Here is a 21,958-nt window from a genome sequence, read left to right as displayed (position 1 = left end):
TGAGGGGCGTCAGTCAGCGCTCTGAGGGATAGCAGTCAGGGGCGGGGAGGGGCTGCGGCGAAGGGCTTTGCCAGCGGGCGGATGCTTCCTTAAGTTTCTAAGGAAAAGAGCCTTGTAGAGCTGCGGCAAAGACTCTACATTTGCTCCATCTAAGTCCTACACTAACTACTAACGGCTAGAACAAACGATGAAGAACCAATTACTCCCCTTCGCTAGAGCGAGCCTGCGCAAGAGCCTCGTCCTAGCCCTACTCCTCCCGGGACTCCTTCCTCTGGGGCTACACGCCTCCCCGAGCAGCGGCAGCTCCGCGCAGCCCGAGCAGCAGAGCACCAACAGTGCCAAGCTACGCGGCCAGGTCGTAGACGCCCAGAGTGGTGAAGCCATCATCGGCGCCAGCATCTCCGTCAAGGGCAATAGGAACCTCGGCACCGTGACCGACGTGCAGGGGCGCTACAGCCTCGCCGCAGCACCGGGCAGCGTGCTCGTCATCTCCTGCATCGGCTATCAGACGATCGAGGTGAGCGCCACCAGCAGCCCGCAGACGATCAAGCTCAAGGAGAATGCCCGCACCCTCGGCGAGCTGGTCGTGGTCGGCTACACCACCCAGCGCAAGGAGAGCCTCACCGGGGCGATGATCAGCCTCAAGGACTCCAAGCTCAAGGACCTCACCACCCCCTCTGTGGCCAACCTCCTCAACGGTAAGGCTCCAGGCGTCTACGTCGCCCCAGGATCGGCGCAGCCAGGCTCCAGCGCCGCCGTCGTCATCCGTGGGCAGGCCACGCTCAACGGGAATACGCGCCCCCTCTGGGTCATCGATGGCGTCATCGTCGGGGACGACCCCGGCCAGCTCAGCCCACAGGACATCGAGGCCGTGACCGTCCTCAAGGATGCCGCCTCCACCGCCATCTACGGATCGGCTGGGGCCAATGGGGTCGTCGTCGTCACGACCAAGAGCAGCCGCTCGGGCAAGGTCAAGGTATCGGCCGCCCTACGCGCGGGCGTCAGCATGCTGCACAATGGCAATCAGCGCATGATGACGGGCGCGGAGCTCTACGACTACTTCGCCTCGGTGCAGAACCCCGAGGCACTGAAGTTCGACCGCTGGAAGCCCGAGCTGCGCAACGATAACTTCGACTGGTGGAAGCTCGCCACACGCACTGGCGTGACCCAGGACTACAGCCTCTCCATGCAGGGCGGTAGCGAGAGTCTCAACTCCTTCTTCTCCATCGGCTACTACAAGGAGCAGGGCGCTGTCAAGGGCTTCGACTACCAGCGCTTCAACTTCCGCTCCAAGACCAACTACCGACCCTTCGAGGCCCTGACGATACGCCCCTCCATCAGCGGGGCACTGCAGACGACCGACGACCGCCAGTACTCCGTCACCGCCATGTACTCCATGCTCCCCTGGGATAGCCCCTATGACAAGGACGGCAAGCCCGTACCGCACCGCTACAGCGGCTGGGTGAACCGCACGGGCACCAACTACATCCGTGACCTGCAGTGGAACCATGGCGACGCGCGCAACTACGAGTTCATGGGTAGCCTGGACTTCGACCTGCGCCTCACCCCCTGGCTCACCTTCTCCTCGGTCAACAACCTCAAGTACGTGCACCACGCTAGTCGCAGCTACTCCGACCCCCGCTCCAGCTCGGGCGAGAGCGTCAACGGACGCATCACCGAGTACCGCGCTGAGGTGATGCGCAAGTACACCAACCAGAAGCTGCTGACGAGCAACAGCTGGGGCAAGCACAGCCTCAACGGGCTGCTGGCCTATGAGTACAACGACTACTGGGGTAAGACGCTCGACGCCTACGGCATAGGCTTCATCCCTGGCTTCGAGGTGCTGGACATCACGGCCAAGCCCGAGCGTGCCCGCGGCGGCATCGCGGAGTGGGCCGTGCAGTCCGTCTTCGCCAACGCCCGCTACAGCTACGACGGGCGCTACCTCCTCGAGGGCTCGATCCGTCGTGATGGCGCCTCCAACCTCGGCTCCAATGCCAAGTACGGGACGCTCTTCTCCATCAGTGGCGGGTGGAACGTCCACCGCGAGTCGTGGTTCCACCTCCAGGGTGTCGACCAGCTCAAGCTCCGTCTCTCCTACGGCTCGGCAGGGAATCGCCCCGAGGCCCTCTATCCCCAGTACGACCTCTACTCCGTCTCGGCCAACTACGACGGCCGCCCCGGGATGCTCATCTCCCAGCTCGGCAACCCCGACCTCACCTGGGAGCGCACCTATACGACGGGCTTCGGGATCGATGCTTCGCTCTGGGATAACCGCCTGCACTTCAACCTCGACCTCTACTCCAAGAAGACCGACAACATTCTCTACAACGTCCCCGTCACAGGGCTCATCGGCGTCACCAACATCTACCGCAACATCGGGAAGATGGACAATCGTGGGGTCGAATTCGCCATCGGCGGCGACATCATCCGCAGCAAGGACTTTACCTGGAGCCTCGACGCCAACCTCGGGCACAACGCCAACAAGCTGACCGACATCTTCCGCCAGTACGACGCCACGACGGGTCAGTTCGTAGCCAAGCCCGTGATCATCGGCGACGGTACGGGCATCTCAGGTACGGCCTCTCGCATCCTGGAGATCGGCTCGCCCATTGACACCTACTATATGAAGGAGTGGGCCGGCGTCAACAAGGAGGACGGACGCCCCCAGTGGTACAAGGACGATGGCAAGGGCGGCAAGGTCGTGACCAAGAACTACGCCGAGGCCGACTACTACAAGCTCGGCAACGCTGCCCCCAAGCTCTTCGGGGGCTTCTCGACCAACCTGCGCTGGCGTCAGCTCGACTTCGCGCTGGCCTTCGGCTACTCCCTCGGCGGACAGATCTATAACTACTCGCGCCAGGAGTACGACTCCGATCTTGCCTACGCGGACCGCAATCAGATGGTCCTGCGCCCAGGCTGGTCGCGCTGGCAGAAGGCAGGCGATGAGGCCACCCACCCCCGCGCCCTCTACAACAATAAGGATGGCGGCAACAAGGCCTCCTCACGCTACCTCGAGGACGCTTCCTTCCTCAAGCTCCGCAGCCTATCCCTCGGCTACAACTTCTCCCTGCCGCAGCTCAAGATCCAGACGCTCCGCCTGTACGTCAACGCCGAGAACCTCCTGACCTTCACCAAGTACTCCGGCGTCGACCCCGAGCTACCCTCCTCCTCGGGTACCGTCATGGGCACGACTTCGCCTGGGGTCTACCCTCCTGTACGCAAGGTCATCTTCGGGCTCAACCTTTCCCTCTAACCTAGTCTGCATCCTACGATATGAATAAGATACTCACGCTCCTGCTAGCCTCAGGGCTGCTCGTAGCCTGCTCCATAGACCGCGAGCCCAAGGGACACATGTCCTCCTCGCGCATCACCGAGTCCCCCGAAGAGGCCATCGACGGTATGGTACGCGGGGTCTACGCCCAGCTCAAGGCCTGGAGCGACCCCATGCACCGCTGCGGCGAGTACGCGGGCGACAACATCATGATACGTGGGGCCTCGACCGACGCCTTCTTCGAGTTCATCACCTTCAACCGTACGCCCAATAACTACCGCCTGCAGTCCTTCTGGGACAATAGCTACAAGGCCATAGCCCAGGCCTCCAATACGATCAAGCTCTACGAGGCCTCCACCGATGCCGCCGTCAAGGCACGTGTCGGCGAGTGCTACTTCGTACGCGGCCTGCTCTACTACTACCTGGTGCGCGCCTACGGACGTCCCTACTATCAGGATCCCGAGAAGAACCTCGGCGTACCGCTGGTCAATGGCACGCCCGATAATGTCTTCGGCAAGTTCACCCTCCCCGACCGCGCTACCGTGGCCGAGAGCTACAAGCAGATCATCGCCGACCTCACCAAGGCCGAGGAGCTGCTCCCCGTCAGCGAGGGCGACCCCAGCTATGCCTCCAAGGGCGCTGCCCAGGCGATCCTCTCCCGCGTCTACCTCTATATGAGCGGCACCTGGGAGCAGCCGAACGCGCAGTACGCCCAGCTGGCCGTCGACTACGCCACCAAGGTCATCTCCAGCGGCCAGTACCAGCTGCTCTCACGGGAGGACTTCATGCGCTATCCGAGGATCCTCCCACAGTCCAATAAGGAGTCCATCTTCGTCATCCGTCGCCTCGCATCCGAGTACTCGGGCTACGATCACTACTACGGCGTCGGGGGGATGTATGCCAATATCGGCGGCATGGGCTGGGGTGAGATGTACGCCAGTGCCAAGTACCTCCAGATGCTCGATGAGACGGGCCGCAACGACTACCGCACCGACCAGCACCGTCGCATCGTAGACGCCCGCGCTGCCTTCATCGAGCCCGTCTATGAGGAGGGCAATGTCGAGGTACTACGCTTCATCAAGACCGAGCAGAACGGCGACCAGAACTACCTTCAGCTCCCGATCCAGCGCACAGGTAGCAAGATCACCGCGACCGAGGAGGTCACCATCGGCGGCGCCAAGCAGACCAAGAGCTACGAGCTCACGCCCGTCAATGCCTCCGAAGGGCGCTACCGCATCACCTACAGCGATGGCAAGGTGTACACAGGCCTGCTGGACTACAAGATCGCGCTCAATAGAGCCTACCCGATGTTCTACATCACCAAGTGCTCCCGCGAGGGTGAGGAGAGCCACCTGCACTCTCCCCTCATCTCGCGCCTTGGCGAAGTCTACCTCAACCGTGCGGAGGCCCTGGCAAAGCTCGGGCGCTACGGCGAGGCTCAGACCGACCTCAACCTCATCCGCACCCGCTCCATCCCTGGGGCTAAGTACAGCGACCTGAGCGCAGCCAACGCCCCCGACCGCATCGACAAGGAGCGCCAGCTGGAGCTCGCCTTCCAGGCCGAGCGTAGCTACGACGTCTTCCGCAACGGCCGTGCCCTGACCCGCCACTATCCTGGAGCCCACCACCAGCTCGAGGATATCCCCGCCACGGACTACCGCGTCGTCTACTTCATCCCGCAGGGTGCTATCAACTCTTACCCCGGCAAGCTGACACAGAACGCTACGCACAACTAGCCGCACCCCCGCCCTCGCTAGGGCAGCCACCCCGCTGCCCCCGAGGCTGACCCAATAAATAGGCCCCCAGCGACAGAGCTCTGTCGCTGGGGGCCTCTCTTTTACTCCCCCCCCCCTCGCCCTAGAGCGAGCCTTATAAGAAGGCCCCAAGCAGAAGCTAGACTTCTACTCGGGGCCTTCTCTTGAATATGCCCTAGGCTATGCAGGCTATCGAGGTACTGCGCTGTAGAGGAGCCTCTTCGTCTGCTCTGGACCCTTGAGGTAGGCAGAGGAGGAGGCGCTGTGCCTACAGCGCTCCAGCAAGGTCCTGTAGCCGCTGCTCAGGCACTTCGCCTAGAGCTCCTTCATGTCGAGGACAAAGCGGTAGTGGATGTCGCCGCGCTCTAGGCGCGCCAGCGCCTCATTCACCTGGCTCACGGGCAGCACCTCGCCCTCGCCGACGATACCGTGCTGGTAGCAGAAGTCCAGCATCTCCTGCGTCTCGGCGATACCGCCGATATTGGAGCCCGAGAGGCTGCGGCGGCCGTGTACGAGGAGGCCTGCCGAGACCTTGAGGGGCTCGGCGGGTAGGCCTACGACCACCACGCTACCATCGACGCTGAGCGCCGTGAGGTAGGCGTTGACCTCGTGTCCCGCCGATACGGTGTCGATGATGAGATCGAGCTGCCCCCGTAGGGCCTTCATTGCATCTTCGTCCGAGGAGAGTACGGCACGGTCGGCACCGAGGCGCTCGGCATCGGCAACCTTGGCAGGCGAGGTGGTGAAGACGGTGACCTCAGCGCCCATAGCCTTGGCGATGCGCACGGCGAGATGCCCCAGCCCCCCGATCCCGAGGATGCCGACATGCTTACTGGGGCCCGCCTGCCAGTGCCTCAGCGGCGAGTAGACGGTGATCCCTGCGCAGAGCAGCGGCGCGGCCATAGCGAGCTGCTCGAAGGGCGGCATGTGCAGCACATACTTATCCTCACAGACGTAGCTCTTGGAGAAGCCACCGTAGGTGTAGCCCCCCGAGACGCGGTCGATCCCATTGAAGGAGAAGGAGACACCCTCGGTGCAGAACTGCTCCAGCCCCTCCTGGCAGCAGCTACAGTGCCCGCAGCTGTCGACGATGCAGCCGACACCGACCAGTTCGCCTAGCTGGAAGTCCTTGACCGCCGAGCCCAGCGCCGTCACTCGCCCCAGGATCTCATGCCCTGGGACAAGGGGGTAATGGGATTGGCCGAACTCTCCCTTGAGGCGATGCAGGTCGGAGTGACAGATCCCGCAGTAGAGGATCTCGAACTCCACATCCTGCGGACGGAGCTCGCGGCGCTGTATCGTCATGAGCTCCAGGGGTGCGTCTATAGCCCGCGCACCGTAGGCCTTAACATCTTTCATAGCGAGTCGAAGCAATGTAGGGTGACTTATGGAGGCAAAGGTAGTCCTTTCGCCACAGACCCAGCCTACCCGCCTACAGAGTAGCTCAGCACTGGAGCTAAGGACAGTATAAAAGGCTGAAAAACAAGCTACCAAGCACGAGGAAAGACGCTGTCCCTCAGGGAGCTAAGCCGCCCAAGCTAAGCCGCAGAGGCGACCCCAGCCAGCTCAGCCGCTGCGCCCAGCCCAGTCCCCCCGCACTGACTGATATCCCTCACGCCTCTGACTGCTATCCATCAGCGCCGTGACTGACGACCCTCAGGGAGCTGACTGATATCCTTCACGGAGCGGAGGGGCTAGGGGGCACGCAGCCAAGGGGCGCCCCGCAGGAGGGCTGCGGCAGCGGGGCGCGGGAGGCGAAGGACGGACGGGGGCTCTCGGCCTTTTTGACTACATTTGCTCTATAGACTACCTAAGGATAAATACATGCGATTCAAGACCATCACCATATCAGGGCTGGGCGGTGTCGGCGGCTACTACGGCGCCATGCTGCTGCTCGCTGCCGCCCAGGAGGGACAGGGCCGACAGATCCACTTCGTCGCCCGCGGAGCACACCGCGCCGCCATCGCCGAGCGCGGCCTACACGTACATACGCCCGAGCGCGACTTCACCGTACACCCCGACGCCCTCGCGGAGGATCCCCGCGAGCTCCCCGTCACGGACCTACTGATCCTAGCGACCAAGAGCTATGACCTTGTGGCCAACGTCGAGCAGCTCCGCCCCATCATCGGCCCCGAGACCATCGTGCTGCCGCTGCTCAACGGCGCCAACATCAGCGATCAGCTCCGCGAGCTGCTCCCCGGCATCGAGGTCTGGGACGGCTGCGTCTACATCTCGGCGCGCAAGCCCGCCGCGGGGGAGATCCTCCTCGAGGCCGAGCGGGAGCGCTTCGTCTTCGGCAACGCACAGCCCGAGCGCAGCGCCGAGGAGGCCGAGCTGCTGGAGCTGCTGGAGTCGGCAGGCGTGCAGGCGACCAACCCCGAGGACATCAGCGAGCTCATACGCAAGAAGTTCCTCATGATCTCCGCCACCGCCACGGGCACCAGCTACTATGATATGACCGTCGGCGAGGCCCTCAGCCAGCACCCCGAGGAGATGCGCGGGCTCATCGAGGAGCTCTGCCAGCTCTTCACCGCTCTAGGGCACGAGCTAGGCGAAGACGCCGTAGAGCGCACCCTCGAGCGGCAGACCTTCATGATCCCCTCCAGCACGAGCTCGATGCACGTGGACTTCATGCACGGGCGCCCCACCGAGCTGGAGAACCTCACGGGCTACGTCGTGCATACGGCACGCGCCCTCGGGCTGGAGCTGCCCCTCTACGAGCGTATGTACGCCGCCCTACGGGAGCGCTAGCCGAGTCCCAGCCATTCCCCATACTTATCCACCATATCCACACTATGCACTACTACACTAGACTCCTGGTCCTCATCGCGGCGCTGCTCACGGCTGGCAGTGCCTCGGCACAGGACTTCAAGCAGTACTTCGCCGACAGCACGCTGCGCCTGGACTACATCCTAGCGGGCACGCAGAGCGAGACGAAGGTCACCCCCGAGGAGGCGCACCTGCTGCCCGTATGGGCGGGGCGCCGTCATCACCTCGACAGCCTGGCTCTGCAGGGCAACGCCCGCCTCTGGGTGCGGGATGAGGCCACAGGGCGCCTGATCTACTGCACCTCCTTCAACACGCTCTACCAAGAGTGGCGCCTGACGGATGAGGCCAAGGGCAAGTACAGCTCCTATCAGGAGGTCGTCCTCGTGCCCTGGCCCCAGCGCCCCGTCCTGGTGACCCTCGAGCTGAGCGGCGCACACAATGAGCTGATCGCCCAGCAGACGCAGCGCATCGACCCCAAGGATATACTTATCCACAGGCACGGCGCCCAGCCCAAGTACCGCCAGCAGTACCTCATCCACTCGGGCTCGGCGGCGGACTGCATCGACCTGGCGATCCTCGCCGAGGGCTACACGGAGGCTGAGCTGCCTACCTTCCTCGAGGATGCCAAGGCCGCCACGGAGGCGATCTTCTCCTACGAGCCCTTCAAGAGCCACCGCCAGCGCTTCAACGTCGTGGCCGTCCTCACGCCCTCGGAGCAGACGGGCGTGGCGGTGCCCCGCCTCGGACAGTGGCCCCGCACGGCCTTCGGCTCGCACTTCGACACCTTCTACAGCGAGCGCTACCTGACGACGCGCCGCCTCAAGACGGTGCACGATGCCCTGGCGGGTATCCCCTACGAGCATATCATCATCCTGGCCAATACCGACGTCTACGGCGGGGGCGGCTTCTACAACTCCTACCTGCTGAGCTCGACGCACCACAAGGAGTACCTGCCGGTGATCGTCCACGAGTTCGGTCACAGCTTCGGGGGTCTAGCGGATGAGTACTTCTACGAGCAGGACACAATGAGCGACACCTATTCCTCCGCCATCGAGCCCTGGGAGCAGAACGTGACGAACCTCAAGGCCTTCGAGGGAGCGAAGTGGTCGGCGCTGATCCCCAAGAAGACGCCTCGCCCCACGCCCCCAGCTCAGGCGAAGAAGTACCCCGTCGGGCTCTACGAGGGCGCGGCCTACAGCAGTAAGGGCATGTACCGCGCGAGCTACGACTGCCGCATGCGTACCAACCGCACCAAGGACTTCTGCCCCGCCTGTCACCTAGCCCTAGACAAGCTGCTCCGCTACTACCTCGACAAGTAGCAGCCTGAGCCTAGGCAAAGCAAAGGCGCTCCCCCCAGCTCACGCGGTGACACGTGAGTCGGGGGGAGCGCCTTATTTACTAGGAGAGAGCCTCTAGGCTCGTCCTAGCGCGGGGAGCTGGGGACTAGTAGAAGTTACCACCCGTGAGCTCGTTGGCGCGGGGAGCCAGCTGATTGTAGGTGAAGTCAGGGCCGATCTTATCCCAGCTCTTGCCGAGGATCTTCTCCAGACGATGGGCAGCGGCCTTCACGAGCCCGACTTCCTCGCCATCGCGGTCGTCATCCTCCGCCAGGCCTGCCTTGATATCCTCGATGGCACGCAGGGGCTTCTCAGCGTCGCTCGTAGCCGCATACTGTCTCATCGAATAGGGGGCGAAGACATAGAGGGGCACCGTCAGATGTGCCAGCAGCTTACCGGCCTTGACCGTCGCATTAGGTGCGTAGGAGGGCGAAGCCTTACCGCCCTCGAGCTTGCCCTTAGTCGTAGCATAGAGGTCGATATTAAGGTCGAAGGTCGATCCCAGCGTGGGGAAGATGACATAGCCCTTGTAGTTGATGGGGTCGGTGGCGGGACGGAACTTCGTCTGATTGCGGTGCGCGGACTTGTTGTAGACCTCTGAGTCAAGGCATACGTAGCTCATCAGGTTGCTGTAGTCGGCCTTAGGCGTGATGGCCTTACCCGTGTCGTAGTCCTTGGCATTGGAGGGGTAGAGGAAGAACTGGTAGGCGTCCTTGCGTGCCAGCTCACCGAGGTTGAGCAGCTCACCCTTAGCATTGTAGGCCTCGAGGAGGATACCATACTGGGGGTAGGCACCGCCCTCTGGCTCACCCGTGAAGGGATTGGGGCGGCTGGTGTCACGCCAGCGGTAGGCCAGCAGCTTGTCCAGGCCGTGGAGCGTCGTATCGCCAGCAGACCCCTTGACGGTGATGCTGGGCACCAGCGCCCACTTCTTATCCCGGAGCTCGAAGGTCAGCATCTGGTCGTCCTGCAGGTTCTTGTTGTCGAGGTCGGCCGTGCTGGGGAGGTGGTGGAAGCTCTTGGCCCCGTGGAGGTGACCGATCTGGAAGCGGACGACGATCTTAGAGACGAGCGCCTCCTCCTGTGCGGGGGGCTGAGGGGCGGGAGGCGTCGGGGTATTGGGCTCATCCTTACGGCAGCTCGCCAGAGCGAGGATGAGGGCTGCGGCAGCGAAGAGCTGCGAGGCGGCACGAAGATACTTGTTCATAGTCTTTATTGCTTGGGTTAATTACTTACGATACTTGGCTAGGCGCTCGTCCTTGCTACCTTTGTCCACGGTGATAGGCACGTCGATGGAGATGTCTGCCTCCTGGCTGATGGCGAAGGCGTCGTTGTTGTAGAAGGGCATGAAGAGCGAGCGCTGCGTCTTGGGGTCGATGCGGTACTTGGGCTCATGGGCGTGCATAAGCAGGATCGTCAGGTGGAAGCGCAGGTCTGCCTCCGTGAAGCGGATCAGACCCTTGAAGCCCATAGGATTGCTCACGCCCGTGAAGCGGCTCTCGGGCGAGGTGTAGGGCTTGTCCCAGGGCGTGATGTCGGCATAGCGATAGTCGTAGCCCAGCTCCTCGAGCTTATTGATAGGGTAGATACGTGCCTTACCCCCGAGCTCGCGCTCAGTATAGCGGCGGAAGAAGTGCTGGTGGATGCGGTCCTGCCCATTGTCAATGAACTGGTGATTCATCGGACGGCCCTGAGCGTCGGTGTAGAAGACCTCCAGAAGGTAGACGGTGCTGGGCGAGCTGGTCGTGCTCTCGACCTTGAACTCCTCGACGCCCTTGTCCTTATGCGCCAGGAAGCCCTCGCGCGTCAGCGAGAGGCTCATCTCCTGCTGCTCTGTCGTAGGCTCGATGTCGGCCAGCGTAGGCTGCTCGGCCCACTTGCTGAGGTCCTTGAGCGTCGCCTTAGTGAAACGGAAGCGCACGATCGCGGGGTCGTCGTGGAGCTTGTGCTCAGTCTCGTCCTTAGCCTTCTTAGGCTCGGAGGGCGAGCAGCTGGCGAGGAGGAAACCCGCCCCTAGCAGCACGAGGGCGCTGCGTAGCATTGCTTTTCTTGTCATGATGTATAGGGATTAGTATTTGTAGATACGACTAGAACTGCCAGATTAGGCTGGCACGGAGGTCACGCCCCGCGTCGTGCGAATAGTAGCGCGCACGGTTGGTGTACTCCTTGTAGGATCGATTGAGGATGTTGTCCCCAGAGAAGAGAAAGCGCAGGCTCCCCGAAGCGAGCTGCTTCGTCAGGCTGAACTCCAGCCCCCAGAGATCGTAGGCGGGCGGAGCGTCGGCGATGTCGATCTCGCTGTCGAAGCGCGTCTGTCGTGCCACGTACAGGTGGTGTAGGCCGAGCGAGAGCTCGAGGCTGGAGGAGAGCTTGCGCTCCCAGGAGAGGCCCTGAGTGACGCGGGGAGCGGGGATGTAGGGGAAGAGGGCACCCGTCTTCAGAGCATTAGCCCAGACCAGCGAGACCTTGGCATCGTAGCGCAGCCCCAAGGGCAGGCCGTAGCTGGCCTCTAGGTCGAGCCCGCGGAAGAAGGCGTCCTGCTGGCGCCAGCTGAAGGAGGGGTAGCTCCCCGAGATCGTCTGGAAGTACTTGTGGTCAGGTGCCTCGTAGATGTAGCCATCGATCAGCTGGAGGTAGCCGTCGAGGGTGAGGCGAAGGCGCTCACCCTTATAGGCAACGGAGCTCACCCACTTGTAGCCCTGCTCCGTACGCAGCGTGCGGTCGCCCTTGATGAAGATGGCGGCGCCGTGCTGATTGCCCGCGCTGTAGAGCTCGTGGACGTGGGGCGCGCGGAAGGCAAGACCCAACTGGCTCGTCAGCTCCCAGCCGTGGCCGAGGTGATAGTGCCCGCCGAGGCTGTAGGTGAGGTTGGTGAAGGAGCGCCGCTCCGAGAGGTGCTCCCTGAAGATATTGTAGCCGTCGACGGCGATCGCTAGGCGGTCGACGCGCAGCCCGAGCTCCGCGCCCCAGCGATCGGTCTGGTACTTCTGGATCACGTGGGCGGCGTAGTTGAGCTCCGTGTAGTTGGGGATGATGGGTACGATGCCTGTGCCGGGGCGGTTGTAGTTATCCGTGCCCCTGAGGTGCAGGCCGAGCTCGGTGTCCCAGCGGCTATAGTGCTTGCGCCAGAGCCCATCCACCTGATAGCTCGTAAGGGTAAGGGCGAGCGAAGGGAAGGAGGAGCGGTCGTTGCGGCGGATGTTATACTCCTCTCTGTTGTCCGTCTGCACGGAGGCGTTGAGGGAGAAGTTCCCCAGCTGGTCATCGGTATAGCGTCCCTTCACCAGGTAGAGGCGGTGGACGACGTCGTGGTGCGGGTAGTCGATGTGGTAGGAGAAGGGGCGGAAGGTCTGCGGCTGCCCGAGGTCGATGAGCGTCTGGATGTCATTGCTGTTCTTGAGGTGCCCCGAGGGCAGTAGGCCCGTCTTGTTCTGATACTGGCTGAAGTAGCCCTCCAGCTGCCAGGCCTCGCGGCGCCAGCCGAGGGAGAGGGAGTAGTTGAACTCCCTGGTCCCCGTGTTCTCCAGCAGGTAGCGAGCCGTGCTGCGGTCGCCCCCTTGGTTATAGGAGACCTGTGCGCGCCAGGCCAGCTGAGGATAGCTCGGGAGAGCGCCCTGCAGCTTCAGGAGGCTGGCATAGCGGCGTCCATTGCTAGCGAAGCTCCCCGCCAGCGATCCCTGCAGCGTCCCCCCACCATAGGGCAAGGGCTTCTGCCCGAGTACGACGACCCCAGCGATGGCTTCGGAGCCGTAGGATACGGCCTCGGCGCCCTTGAGGACGTGCACCTCATCGTTGGCATCCACGCTCACCTCGGGGGCGTGGTCCTCCCCCCACTGTTGGCCTGACTGACGTACCCCGTTGTTGACGATGAGCACGCGTGTGCCGTACATCCCGTGGATGATAGGCTTGGCCGTCGTCGTACCCGTCTGTAGGGTGGAGACGCCGCTGACCTCGGTGAGGAGCTGGGCGAGGTTGCGCCCTAGGTTGCGCTCGATGGCCTCGTCCGAGACCTTGGCCGAGACGCTGTTATTAGAGACGACACGGCGCGTCCCCGAGACGACGACCCCCGAGAGGAGGCGCTCCTCGCGACGCAGATACACGAGGCAGCTGTCACCCGCAGCCTCAAGGCGGCTCATCGACAGATGCTCATCGTGGTAGCCTACGGCATGGATGTGTAGGGCGCCCTTAGCCTCGGAGGGTAGGGGTAAGGACGCCGTACCAGCGGCGTCGGTCTGGGCGAACTGCTTGCCCAGCTGCAGAACGGCCGCTACTACCGGCTGGCGGTTGCGCTCATCCAGCACACGGATCAGCAGTCTACGTCCTTGAGCTGATAGGGGGAGGTGCATGGCGAGCGTGAGCACAAGTGCCGCAAGCATCGCCCTACCACACCTCACTCTAGAAGCATGATACATAGTGAAGATAATGAATTGGTTAAGATCTTGCACCCCCTACGAGCAACGCGGCGACGCGGCACAGCCTAAGGCAGGGCTGGTGCGTACCACACCTGGGAGGGGTACTATGGCGACTCCCCGGGGGGAGTCAGATTTCGGCTAACTAGTAGACAGGTGGCGCCCGAAGCTGCTGGCACAGCCTCGTGAAGCGCAGCCTATGACCCAGCTCACGCTCCAGCAGCAGCGTCACCACGAGGAGGACGGCTACCAGTGTGGGGAGCGTCGTAAGGGATAGGAAGGGGGTATGAATGAGCTGGCAAAGGCTACACTCGGGTTGATCCACATGGGGGAGGCCATCATGCAGGACATGAGACAGGGCAGTCTGCTGCACGCGGTCACTCGTGTGGCTGACCTCATGCAGGGTTACCATGGCCAGGAGACTCACAAAGAGCGTCAAGAGCATGGTAGCGATACGTTGCCTTCTCCTTTGTTGGATCATAGGGCAAAGGTATATAAATTCTTCATACCCCGATCATCCGCTCTGAGAAAGCCCCTACAGTAGGGGGACTAAGGTCTACGCCAGCCCCTTAGCCCAGCCCCCCGAGGCTGCTGCAGCGCCCATCCCAGCCCCTCGCCGAGCGGCGACAAGGCTGGGGCCGAGGTCCGGGCCTAGGGGGAGCGAAAAAAGTAATATCATATCCCGAGCAAAATACTATAAGAATGCGCCGAAAGTTATATTACCTCTCAGGGAAAGTTATATTACTTTCGGTGCATTCTTATATAATAAATCTCCCTCCCCCTAAGCTGTGCCCGCGCTGAAGGACGCCTGTCAGTTCGCCCCGAGCCTTATGGGGCTACGCCGAGAGGCTGCTTCGCCGAGGCTAAGGACTAAGGGCAGACAGCACCGAGGGGCTGCTTCGCCGAGCCTCCTACCTTATTATTACCCCCGTGCCAGAGGCAGGGCGCCCTTGCACGACTTAGCACCCTAGCCGCAGGAGGAGTGCCCCGCGTGGGCTTCTCCTAGACACGTCCAAGAGCGCGGCCCTAGCCTCGAGCGCAGCGGGAGCGACTGAGGAGCAAAGCAGAAGCGAGTGGGGAGCGAGCTAAGGAGTAGCTTAGGCAGTCTCCCCCACCCCAGCCCAAGCAGAGGCGAAGGTAGTGGGCGAACTTTCCCGCAAGGAAAGGCGAAGGGCGCTGCTGGCTAAGGGGCAGCGAGGACGACAAGAGGGATTGCCTAGATTTAGCTAATTTTGAGACTACATTGATTGCCTCTCAATAGCAAAGAAACAGACCCAATGAAAACGGATATCGAGATCGCGCGTAGCATCGAGCTACAGCCTATAGACAGCATCGCGCAGCAGGTCGGGCTGCCGCTAGAGCAGCTGGAGCACTACGGGCGCTACCTAGCCAAGGTAGACCTCAAGGCCCTAGAGGAGGCCAAGGGCGAGGGTAAGCTCATCCTCGTCACCGCCATCACCCCCACCAAGGCCGGCATCGGCAAGACCACCGTATCTATAGGGCTCTCCCTGGGGATGAACCGCCTCGGGCGCCGCGCCGTCGTTGCCCTACGCGAGCCCTCGCTGGGCCCCTGCTTCGGCCAGAAGGGCGGCGCCGCGGGCGGAGGCTACGCCCAGGTGCTGCCCATGGAGAAGATCAACCTCCACTTCACGGGGGACTTCCACGCCATTACCTCGGCGCACAACATGATCACCGCCCTGCTGGACAACTATATCTACCAGCACCGCAACGATCCCGAAGGCCTCAGCGAAGTCCTGTGGAAGCGCGTCCTCGACGTCAATGACCGTGCCCTGCGCCAGGTCGTCACCGGCCTCGGAGGCTCGGCCAACGGCATCCCCGCAGAGTCGGGCTTCGACATCACCCCCGCCTCCGAGATCATGGCCATCCTCTGCCTCTCCACGAGCCTAGAGGATCTCAGACGCCGCATCGAGAACATCCTCCTGGGCTACACCAAGAGCGGCGAGCCCTTCACCGTGCGGGATCTCGGCGTCGCTGGCGCCATCACCGTGCTGCTGCTGGACGCCATCAAGCCTAACCTCGCGCAGACCACCGAGCATACCCCAGCCTTCATCCACGGCGGCCCCTTCGCCAATATCGCCCACGGCTGCAACTCCATCCTCGCCACACGCCTAGCACTCGCACACTCCGAGTACACGATCACGGAGGCGGGCTTCGGCGCCGATCTCGGCGCGGAGAAGTTCTACAACATCAAGTGCCGCGCCGCGGGGCTAAGCCCTGCGCTGACGGTGCTGGTGGCGACCCTCGGCGGGCTGAAGATGCACGGCGGGGTCGCTGAGGACGCGCTCAAGGAGCCCAACCTCGAGGGCGTGCGTCGCGGGCTGGCGAACCTAGACCGCCACATCGAGAACCTCCGCAGCTTCGGCCAGACGGTCGTCGTCGCCTTCAACCGCTTCGCCACCGACACCGACGAGGAGATCGCGCTGGTAGCAGAGCACTGCGCAGAGCTAGGTGTAGGCTTCGCTGTCAACACGGCCTTCGGCGAAGGAGGCAAGGGCGCCGAGGAGCTCGCACGCCTGGTCATCGACACCATCGAGCGCCAGCCCTCCGAGCCCCTACGCTTCACCTACCCGCTGGAGCTCAGCATCCAGGAGAAGGCCGAGCGCCTGGCCAAGCAGATCTATGGCGCGCGTAGCATCAACTTCTCCGCCAAGGCCCGCCGCCAGCTGGAGCGCATCAGCCGCCACGGCTGGGACCGCTTCCCCATCTGTGTGGCCAAGACGCAGTACTCCTTCAGCGAAGACCCCAAGGCCTACGGCAGCGTACGCGACTTCGACCTCGAGGTACGCGACATCGTCATCAACACGGGCGCCGAGATGATCGTGCTCGTGCTGGGGACACTGCTGCGCATGCCTGGCCTCCCCAAGAGCCCGCAGGCCCTGCGTATCGACCTGGTCGACGGCCATATCGAGGGACTGAGCTAGCCTGAGGCTCGTACGCGGCGCCCCCGAGGCTGCCTGCCCCACACCACACCCCTGGCGTAGAACCAGCGTCTACGTCGGGGGTTATATCTATACAAGGGTGGGCGAGCCTGAGGGACGAGCCCCCAGCGCATTGTATATAGACAGACATGATCATCAACGAGATATTCTACAGCCTGCAGGGCGAGGGCGTGCACATGGGCAAGCCCTCGATCTTCATCCGCCTCAGTAAGTGCAACCTGCGGTGCAGCTTCTGCGACACCGAGTTCGACAGCGGGCATGAAATGAGCCTCGAGGCGATCCACGAAGCCATCAAGCAGTGGCCCTGCCGCCGCATCATCTGGACGGGGGGCGAGCCTACCCTCCAGCTCACGGACGAGGTCGTGGCCTACTTCAAGGCCCTCGGCTACCATCAGTCGATCGAGACCAACGGCACACGCCGCCCGCCCCGCGGACTGGACTACATCACCTGCAGCCCGAAGAAGGAGGCCATGGGACTCCTGCAGCGCAACTTCCCCGAGGGGGTCGGCGAATTCCGCTTCCCCGTCGGAGCCGACATCGACCTCCCGCCCGCCGTGGAGGACCTGCCACCTGCGGGCGCCTATCTCCTTAGCCCCATCTTCGTCGGTGAGACGCAGCAGGAGGTGGATAAAGAGGCGGTGGAGCTCTGCGTCGACTACATCCTAGCGCATCCCGAGTGGCAGCTGAGCCTGCAGATGCACAAGCTTATCCACATCCCTTAGCCTTATGTCCGCAGCGCCCCGCAGCGCCCTCGTCCTGCTCACCCTCCTGGTGGGGCTCTGCCTCAGCAGCTGCAGAGCGCTGCGCCTCAGGGAGGCCGAGCGCGCCGAGCAGCGGGGGGACTATGCCGAGGCCCTCGAGTGCTACAAGCGGCTCTACCAGAGGCTATCCCATCGGGAGCGATCCCTCAGAGCCCGCTATGCTAAGGCGCAGGGTCGCCTCTCGCTCGTGCTGGGACAGTACGAGCGTGCCTACAGCCTCCTCTCCACGGCGCTGCGCCTCGAGCGCGACAGCCTCGGCCTCGCCGCCGAGCTAGGGCAGGCTGCCTTATCCACAGCCCGCTACGAGGAGGCCGCCCGCTGGGGACAGCTGCTTCTAGCGGTGGATAAGTCGGATGCTAAGGCGCAGCGCCTCCTCGCCTCCAGCCAGCTAGCCGCGCGCACCGCCCCCGACAGCAGCTATCTGATCCAGCCCCTGGCGCAGCTCAGCAGTCCGCATAGCGAGCTCACCCCGAGCTTCTCCCCCGACGGCCGCAGCCTGCTCTTCGCCAGCAGCAGGCGTACGAGCGCGGCGGGAGCAAAGGGGCAGCCTAAGCTCGACCCACGTACGGGGGACTTCCCCAACCGCATCTACCAGCTCCAGTACAGCCCGCAGCTGGGCTGGGGGCAGCGTCCCCAGCTCCTGCGCGGCCTCGTGGAGCAGCCCGAGGAGCGCCTGCTGAGTCCCCAGCTCCTTGGCTCGGGAGAGCTCCTGCTGAGCAGTGAGCAGCGCACGAAGCGCGGCCTCATCCTCACCCGCCTAGAGCTCGCCGAGCGCCTCAGGGACGGCAGCTGGGAGCGCCGCGGCCTGCTGCTGAGTTCGGCCGACAGCCTGCCGAGCATACAGCAGCCCTCGCTGAGCCCCTCGAGACGCTGCCTACTCTTCGCCTCCCCACGAGCGGGAGCGGGGCTCGACCTCTACCGCGCAGAGCTCGAGGGGACGCGGGTCGTCGCGCTCACACGCCTCGGCGAGGCGATCAACACCCCAGGTAAGGAATGCTTCCCCCGAGCCCTCAGCGATAGCCTCTTTACCTTCGCCTCCGACGGACACCCAGGCTACGGAGGCCTCGACCTCTACCGTGCCCGCCTCCAGAGCGACGGCAGCTACCGCGTCGAGCACCTTCCCCGCCCCCTCAACAGCGAGGCCGACGACTACGACCTCCTCCCTGCCCCACAGCCCGAGCTCTGGCGCGAAGACCAGCCCCTCGAGGAGGTGGGGCTCCTCGTATCCAGCCGAGGAGACAGCCGCGGCTATCCCCACATCTACCGCTACAGCCGCCCGCGGGTGGAGCTCATCCTCGAGGGGCATATCTACGACCTCGAGGAGGAAGCCCTCCCAGGGGCGGAGATCCGTCTCGTGGCACGCAGCCCCCAGCTGCAGGAGCAGCGCTGCACCAGCGACAGCCTCGGCTACTACCGCCTCAGCGCGCGCTCCGACCTCGACTACGTCATGCACGTCAGTCACCCTGGCTACCTCAGCCAGCACCTCGCGCTCCATACCGATCCCAGCCTGGCGAGCGAGCGCTACAGCATCCGCTACTGGCTGAGCCAGCTGGGGGAGCCCGCACGCCTCGAGGCGCTGCACTACGCACTGGACAGCGTGACGATCCTCCCCGAGAGCTACCCCGTACTGGATGGCCTCGTGCGCCAGCTGGAGGAGCAGCCCCGCCTCAGGCTCCTCGTGGAGGCACATACCGATAGGCAGGGCACGGCGGCGCATAATGAAGCGCTTGCCCGAGAGCGGGCAGCAGCTGTGCGCAGCTACCTTGTCTCGCGCGGCATCGCCCCCGAGCGGCTCCAGGTCGCAGGCTATGGGAGCCGCCGCCCCTGCCGTGTGAGCCCCCGCCAGCAGCGCCGCTACCCCTTCCTTCCCCTAGGGCAGGAGCTCAGCCCGAGCTTCGTCGCCACGCTCCCTGCCGAGCAGCAGGCCGTCTGCGATGCCCTCAATAGGCGCACCGAATGCACGCTGAGCCTCGAGGCGCCGACGGACTAAGGAGCCTTCCCCACCCCATTGCCCACGAGCCAAGATAAAAGGAGCGCCCCACCACACGATCTGCTGTGTGGGGGGGCGCTCCCTTATATGCTGTACCCAGAGCCGGGCTCGAACCGGCACGAACTTGCGTCCATTGGTGTTTGAGACCAACGCGTCTACCGATTCCGCCATCTGGGCATAGGTCTGTCGGCAGCGCAAAGATAAGACAATTTCGCCTCCTCTACAATATGCCCCGAGGCCTTGAGGGCAGAGCTGCGAAGCACCTTCGAGCACTCCGCCCACTCTAGGGAGGACAAAGGGAGGGCTTGCCCTTGAAGAACTTAGCCACCCTTCGCAGACTAGCAGGCACTCGGCTACGAAGGGCTCCCAGGCGGCTCCGCTGGGGCTGAGCCCAAGGTGGTGATCAAATCTAAAAATAAGGGGAGGGCTGCTGAGGGATATCAGTCAGCGTGCTGAGGGACGCCAGTCAAGGGCGTGAGGGACGGCAGTGAGGGCGCTGAGAGGTATCGATGACGGAGCTGGGATAAGGCAGTGGGTAGGCCACGGCTTTGCTTGGGCGGCAAGGCCTCGAGGCCGCTCGGGCGGGCTTAGACAAAGCTCCTTGCTCTTGACAGAACGAAGGCCTTAGACCTCACGTCTGAGGTGCGCGCCGTCGAGGACCAGGCCGTCCAGCTCAGAGGCCCAGTAGCGGAGGGCCTCGTAGACCTCCAGCTCGGGGTAAGGCAGACTCGCCACGAGCTCCGCCACAGGGAGGCTGGGGCGCTCCGTGGTGAGGAAGAGCCGCTCCAGCGTCTCACGGCAGGCGTCGATGACATACTGATGCAGCCCCGAGGGATGGCGGGTGAGGCAGACATCACAGCAGCCGCAGGGCACAGCCTCCTCCTCACCGAAGTAAGCCAGCAGCATACGCGAGCGGCAGGTCTCCTCGGCCTCGATGTAGCTGCGCACGCAGGCGATACGATCGGCCATACGACGGCGGCGCTCCTCATAGGCCTCGGGCGAGATCTGCAGGAGGCGTGACTCCTCACGCCGCACGAGGAAGGTGATGCGCGGCACCTGCCGCTGGGGGATGTAGTGCAGCACGCCGATGCGCCCCAGGCGCGCTAGATGCTCGTAGATCTCCTCCACCGTATAGCCCGTGGCCTCCGCTAGGTCGGGCTCGTAGATACTGACGTAGCTGGAGAAGAGCCCCGTATAGCTGCGCAGGATGGCACGGATCAGCTTGTCGGGGCCGATATGCGGCTGGTAGAGCTGGCTGCTGGGGATGAGGAACATCAGGCGCGAGCGTCCCCCGTCCTCCTCGTAGCGTAGCCAGCGCGCCAGCTGCATGATCTCCAGCGCGTGATAGGTCTGCACGGGGCGCATGTGGAAGAGGCGGATGAAGTGCTCCACATCCACGCTGTAGCTACGCCCGAGCCCTTCGCCCTCGCCGATCTCCAGATAGTTGCACAGCTGGTCATAGCAGTGGCGGATATATTCCTTGGGGGGGAAGCTGTCCTCGAGGCGGCGCTGCAGCAGCTGGCTATCGCGTCTCGTGACGATAGCCACGGCATAGGCGCGCTCGCCATCACGCCCCGCACGGCCTGCCTCCTGGAAGTATTCCTCCAGCGAGGAGGGCATGGTGAGATGCAGCACCAGACGCACGTCGGGCTTGTCAATCCCCATACCGAAGGCATTGGTCGCGACCATGACGCGCACCTCGCCTCGCATCCAGCGCGCCTGGCGTAGCTCCCTATCCTTGTAGCTGAGCCCTGCATGGTAGTAGGTGGCGCTGATACCCGCGGCATCGAGCTCCTCGGCCAGCTGGCGCGTCAGCTCCCTATTGCGGCAGTAGAGGATGGCGGGGCCAGGGACACGCCCGAGGATATGCAGCATCATGGCGGACTTATCCTCGCAGCGGCGTATGGAGTAGGAGAGCTGGGGACGGAGGAAGCTCTTGCGAAGGAACGCATAGCCAGGGCGGAAGTCCAGCACGCTGAGGATCTCCCCTATCGTCTCCTCGGTGGCGGTGGCGGTGAGGGCTAGGATGGGCAGCTCGGGATAGAGGCGTCTGAGCTCGAGGATATTGAGGTAGGAGGGGCGGAAGTCATAGCCCCACTGGCTGATGCAGTGGCACTCGTCGACGGCCAGCAGCGAGATGCGCGCCTCCTGCAGCCAGGAGAGGAAGCTGGCCGAGGCGAGACGCTCGGGGGAGATGTAGAGGAACTTGTACCCGCCCCACAGACAGTTGTCCAGCGTATGCTGCATCTGCTCGGGGCCCATGCCCGAGTGGATGGCGGCGGCGCGTATGCCCTGAGCGCGCAGGCGGTCTACCTGGTCCTTCATGAGCGAGATGAGCGGCGTGACGACGAGCGTCAGCCCCGGTAGCATCAGCCCCGGCACCTGGAAGGTAATGCTCTTGCCGCCGCCCGTAGGCATCAGCCCGAGGGTATCACGCCCCGCCAGCACGGCCTCCACGATCTCCTGCTGCAGCGGGCGGAAGGCCTCGTAGCCCCAATAGTGCTGCAGTACCTCGACGCTCGTGAGCTCGCTGTCGGGTACGCCTGGGCGGGGGTCATGTCTTAGGATGGGGGTGGGAGGAAGCTCTACGAGCTGATCGAAGAGCTCGGCGGGCCACAGCAGCCGCTCGGCTGTCTCCGAGCGCCCAGCTAGGCCCTCGGTATCGAGCAGCTCGTCCAGCAGCGTGGGATCCTCGGCCATGGCG

13 protein-coding genes and 1 tRNA gene are annotated in these 21,958 nt (G+C 63.6%); 7 read left to right on the top strand and 7 right to left on the bottom strand.

The window, feature by feature from the left end; genetic code table 11:
* Positions 1–187: 187 nt before the first annotated feature.
* Entirely contained in the window at positions 188–3,256 is a 3,069-nt protein-coding gene (locus Q0248_RS02405) for a TonB-dependent receptor (protein ID WP_299319299.1), read from the top strand.
* Between the two features lie 20 nt (positions 3,257–3,276).
* Positions 3,277–5,010 carry a RagB/SusD family nutrient uptake outer membrane protein gene (locus tag Q0248_RS02400; RefSeq protein ID WP_299319296.1) on the top strand — a complete coding sequence of 578 codons (1,734 nt, stop codon included), beginning with the start codon at positions 3,277–3,279 and terminating at the stop codon, positions 5,008–5,010.
* A 333-nt stretch (positions 5,011–5,343) separates the two neighbouring features.
* On the opposite strand, the gene Q0248_RS02395 is transcribed toward Q0248_RS02400, so the two are convergent.
* Positions 5,344–6,387: an NAD(P)-dependent alcohol dehydrogenase gene (locus tag Q0248_RS02395; protein WP_299319294.1), complete on the bottom strand. Its 1,044-nt coding sequence runs from the start codon at positions 6,385–6,387 to the stop codon at positions 5,344–5,346.
* A 465-nt stretch (positions 6,388–6,852) separates the two neighbouring features.
* On the opposite strand from Q0248_RS02395, the gene Q0248_RS02390 reads away from it, so the two are divergent.
* Both Q0248_RS02390 and Q0248_RS02385 read left to right on the top strand, forming a co-directional pair.
* Positions 6,853–7,779 carry a 2-dehydropantoate 2-reductase gene (locus tag Q0248_RS02390; protein ID WP_299319292.1) on the top strand — a complete coding sequence of 309 codons (927 nt, stop codon included), beginning with the start codon at positions 6,853–6,855 and terminating at the stop codon, positions 7,777–7,779.
* A 44-nt stretch (positions 7,780–7,823) separates the two neighbouring features.
* The gene (locus tag Q0248_RS02385) at positions 7,824–9,116 is read left to right on the top strand and encodes a M64 family metallopeptidase (protein ID WP_299319290.1); all 1,293 of its coding nucleotides are present in this window, start codon (positions 7,824–7,826) and stop codon (positions 9,114–9,116) included.
* 124 nt (positions 9,117–9,240) lie between these two features.
* Here the strand turns inward: Q0248_RS02385 and Q0248_RS02380 are convergent, their stop codons facing one another.
* The 4 genes from Q0248_RS02380 to Q0248_RS02365 form a co-directional block, all read right to left on the bottom strand.
* Positions 9,241–10,341: a hypothetical protein gene (locus tag Q0248_RS02380; RefSeq protein ID WP_299319288.1), complete on the bottom strand. Its 1,101-nt coding sequence runs from the start codon at positions 10,339–10,341 to the stop codon at positions 9,241–9,243.
* Positions 10,342–10,362: 21 nt separating this feature from the next.
* Positions 10,363–11,190 (bottom strand): hypothetical protein, encoded by an 828-nt coding sequence (locus Q0248_RS02375; RefSeq protein WP_299319287.1) that lies wholly within the window; start codon positions 11,188–11,190, stop codon positions 10,363–10,365.
* A 31-nt stretch (positions 11,191–11,221) separates the two neighbouring features.
* A complete protein-coding gene (locus Q0248_RS02370; protein ID WP_299319286.1) occupies positions 11,222–13,510 on the bottom strand; it encodes a TonB-dependent receptor in 2,289 nt (762 codons plus the stop codon).
* Positions 13,511–13,688: 178 nt separating this feature from the next.
* The gene (locus tag Q0248_RS02365; RefSeq protein ID WP_299319284.1) at positions 13,689–14,024 is read right to left on the bottom strand and encodes a DUF2946 family protein; all 336 of its coding nucleotides are present in this window, start codon (positions 14,022–14,024) and stop codon (positions 13,689–13,691) included.
* Between the two features lie 796 nt (positions 14,025–14,820).
* Between Q0248_RS02365 and Q0248_RS02360 the strand changes: the two genes are divergently transcribed.
* From Q0248_RS02360 to Q0248_RS02350, 3 genes are all read left to right on the top strand, one after another.
* Complete coding sequence (locus Q0248_RS02360) at positions 14,821–16,485, top strand: formate--tetrahydrofolate ligase (RefSeq protein WP_299319282.1); 1,665 nt, start codon at positions 14,821–14,823, stop codon at positions 16,483–16,485.
* Between the two features lie 146 nt (positions 16,486–16,631).
* Positions 16,632–17,225, top strand: coding sequence for a 7-carboxy-7-deazaguanine synthase QueE (locus tag Q0248_RS02355; RefSeq protein WP_299319280.1), 594 nt, complete (start codon positions 16,632–16,634; stop codon positions 17,223–17,225).
* A 4-nt stretch (positions 17,226–17,229) separates the two neighbouring features.
* Positions 17,230–19,254 (top strand): OmpA family protein, encoded by a 2,025-nt coding sequence (locus tag Q0248_RS02350; protein WP_299319278.1) that lies wholly within the window; start codon positions 17,230–17,232, stop codon positions 19,252–19,254.
* Positions 19,255–19,347: 93 nt separating this feature from the next.
* On the opposite strand, the gene Q0248_RS02345 is transcribed toward Q0248_RS02350, so the two are convergent.
* Together Q0248_RS02345 and Q0248_RS02340 are read right to left on the bottom strand one after the other, a co-directional pair.
* A tRNA-Leu gene (locus Q0248_RS02345) sits at positions 19,348–19,431 on the bottom strand.
* Between the two features lie 447 nt (positions 19,432–19,878).
* The gene (locus tag Q0248_RS02340) at positions 19,879–21,954 is read right to left on the bottom strand and encodes an ATP-dependent DNA helicase RecQ (protein WP_299319277.1); all 2,076 of its coding nucleotides are present in this window, start codon (positions 21,952–21,954) and stop codon (positions 19,879–19,881) included.
* Between the last annotated feature and the right edge of the window lie 4 nt (positions 21,955–21,958).

It is taken from the genome of uncultured Porphyromonas sp. (assembly GCF_938046015.1).
Taxonomy (GTDB): Bacteria; Bacteroidota; Bacteroidia; order Bacteroidales; family Porphyromonadaceae; genus Porphyromonas.
The sequence above is the reverse complement of the archived record's forward strand: the minus strand, read 5'-3'. Positions and strand labels throughout refer to the sequence as shown.

Coding starts and splice junctions, on each gene's coding strand:
- Q0248_RS02375 (WP_299319287.1), bottom strand. CDS start 11,190: ATGACAAGAAAAGCAATGCTACGCAGCGCCCTCGTGCTGCTAGGGGCG.
- Q0248_RS02370 (WP_299319286.1), bottom strand. CDS start 13,510: ATGCTTGCGGCACTTGTGCTCACGCTCGCCATGCACCTCCCCCTATCA.
- Q0248_RS02355 (WP_299319280.1), top strand. CDS start 16,632: ATGATCATCAACGAGATATTCTACAGCCTGCAGGGCGAGGGCGTGCAC.
- Q0248_RS02405 (WP_299319299.1), top strand. CDS start 188: ATGAAGAACCAATTACTCCCCTTCGCTAGAGCGAGCCTGCGCAAGAGC.
- Q0248_RS02340 (WP_299319277.1), bottom strand. CDS start 21,954: ATGGCCGAGGATCCCACGCTGCTGGACGAGCTGCTCGATACCGAGGGC.
- Q0248_RS02365 (WP_299319284.1), bottom strand. CDS start 14,024: ATGATCCAACAAAGGAGAAGGCAACGTATCGCTACCATGCTCTTGACG.
- Q0248_RS02385 (WP_299319290.1), top strand. CDS start 7,824: ATGCACTACTACACTAGACTCCTGGTCCTCATCGCGGCGCTGCTCACG.
- Q0248_RS02380 (WP_299319288.1), bottom strand. CDS start 10,341: ATGAACAAGTATCTTCGTGCCGCCTCGCAGCTCTTCGCTGCCGCAGCC.
- Q0248_RS02400 (WP_299319296.1), top strand. CDS start 3,277: ATGAATAAGATACTCACGCTCCTGCTAGCCTCAGGGCTGCTCGTAGCC.
- Q0248_RS02395 (WP_299319294.1), bottom strand. CDS start 6,387: ATGAAAGATGTTAAGGCCTACGGTGCGCGGGCTATAGACGCACCCCTG.
- Q0248_RS02390 (WP_299319292.1), top strand. CDS start 6,853: ATGCGATTCAAGACCATCACCATATCAGGGCTGGGCGGTGTCGGCGGC.
- Q0248_RS02360 (WP_299319282.1), top strand. CDS start 14,821: ATGAAAACGGATATCGAGATCGCGCGTAGCATCGAGCTACAGCCTATA.
- Q0248_RS02350 (WP_299319278.1), top strand. CDS start 17,230: ATGTCCGCAGCGCCCCGCAGCGCCCTCGTCCTGCTCACCCTCCTGGTG.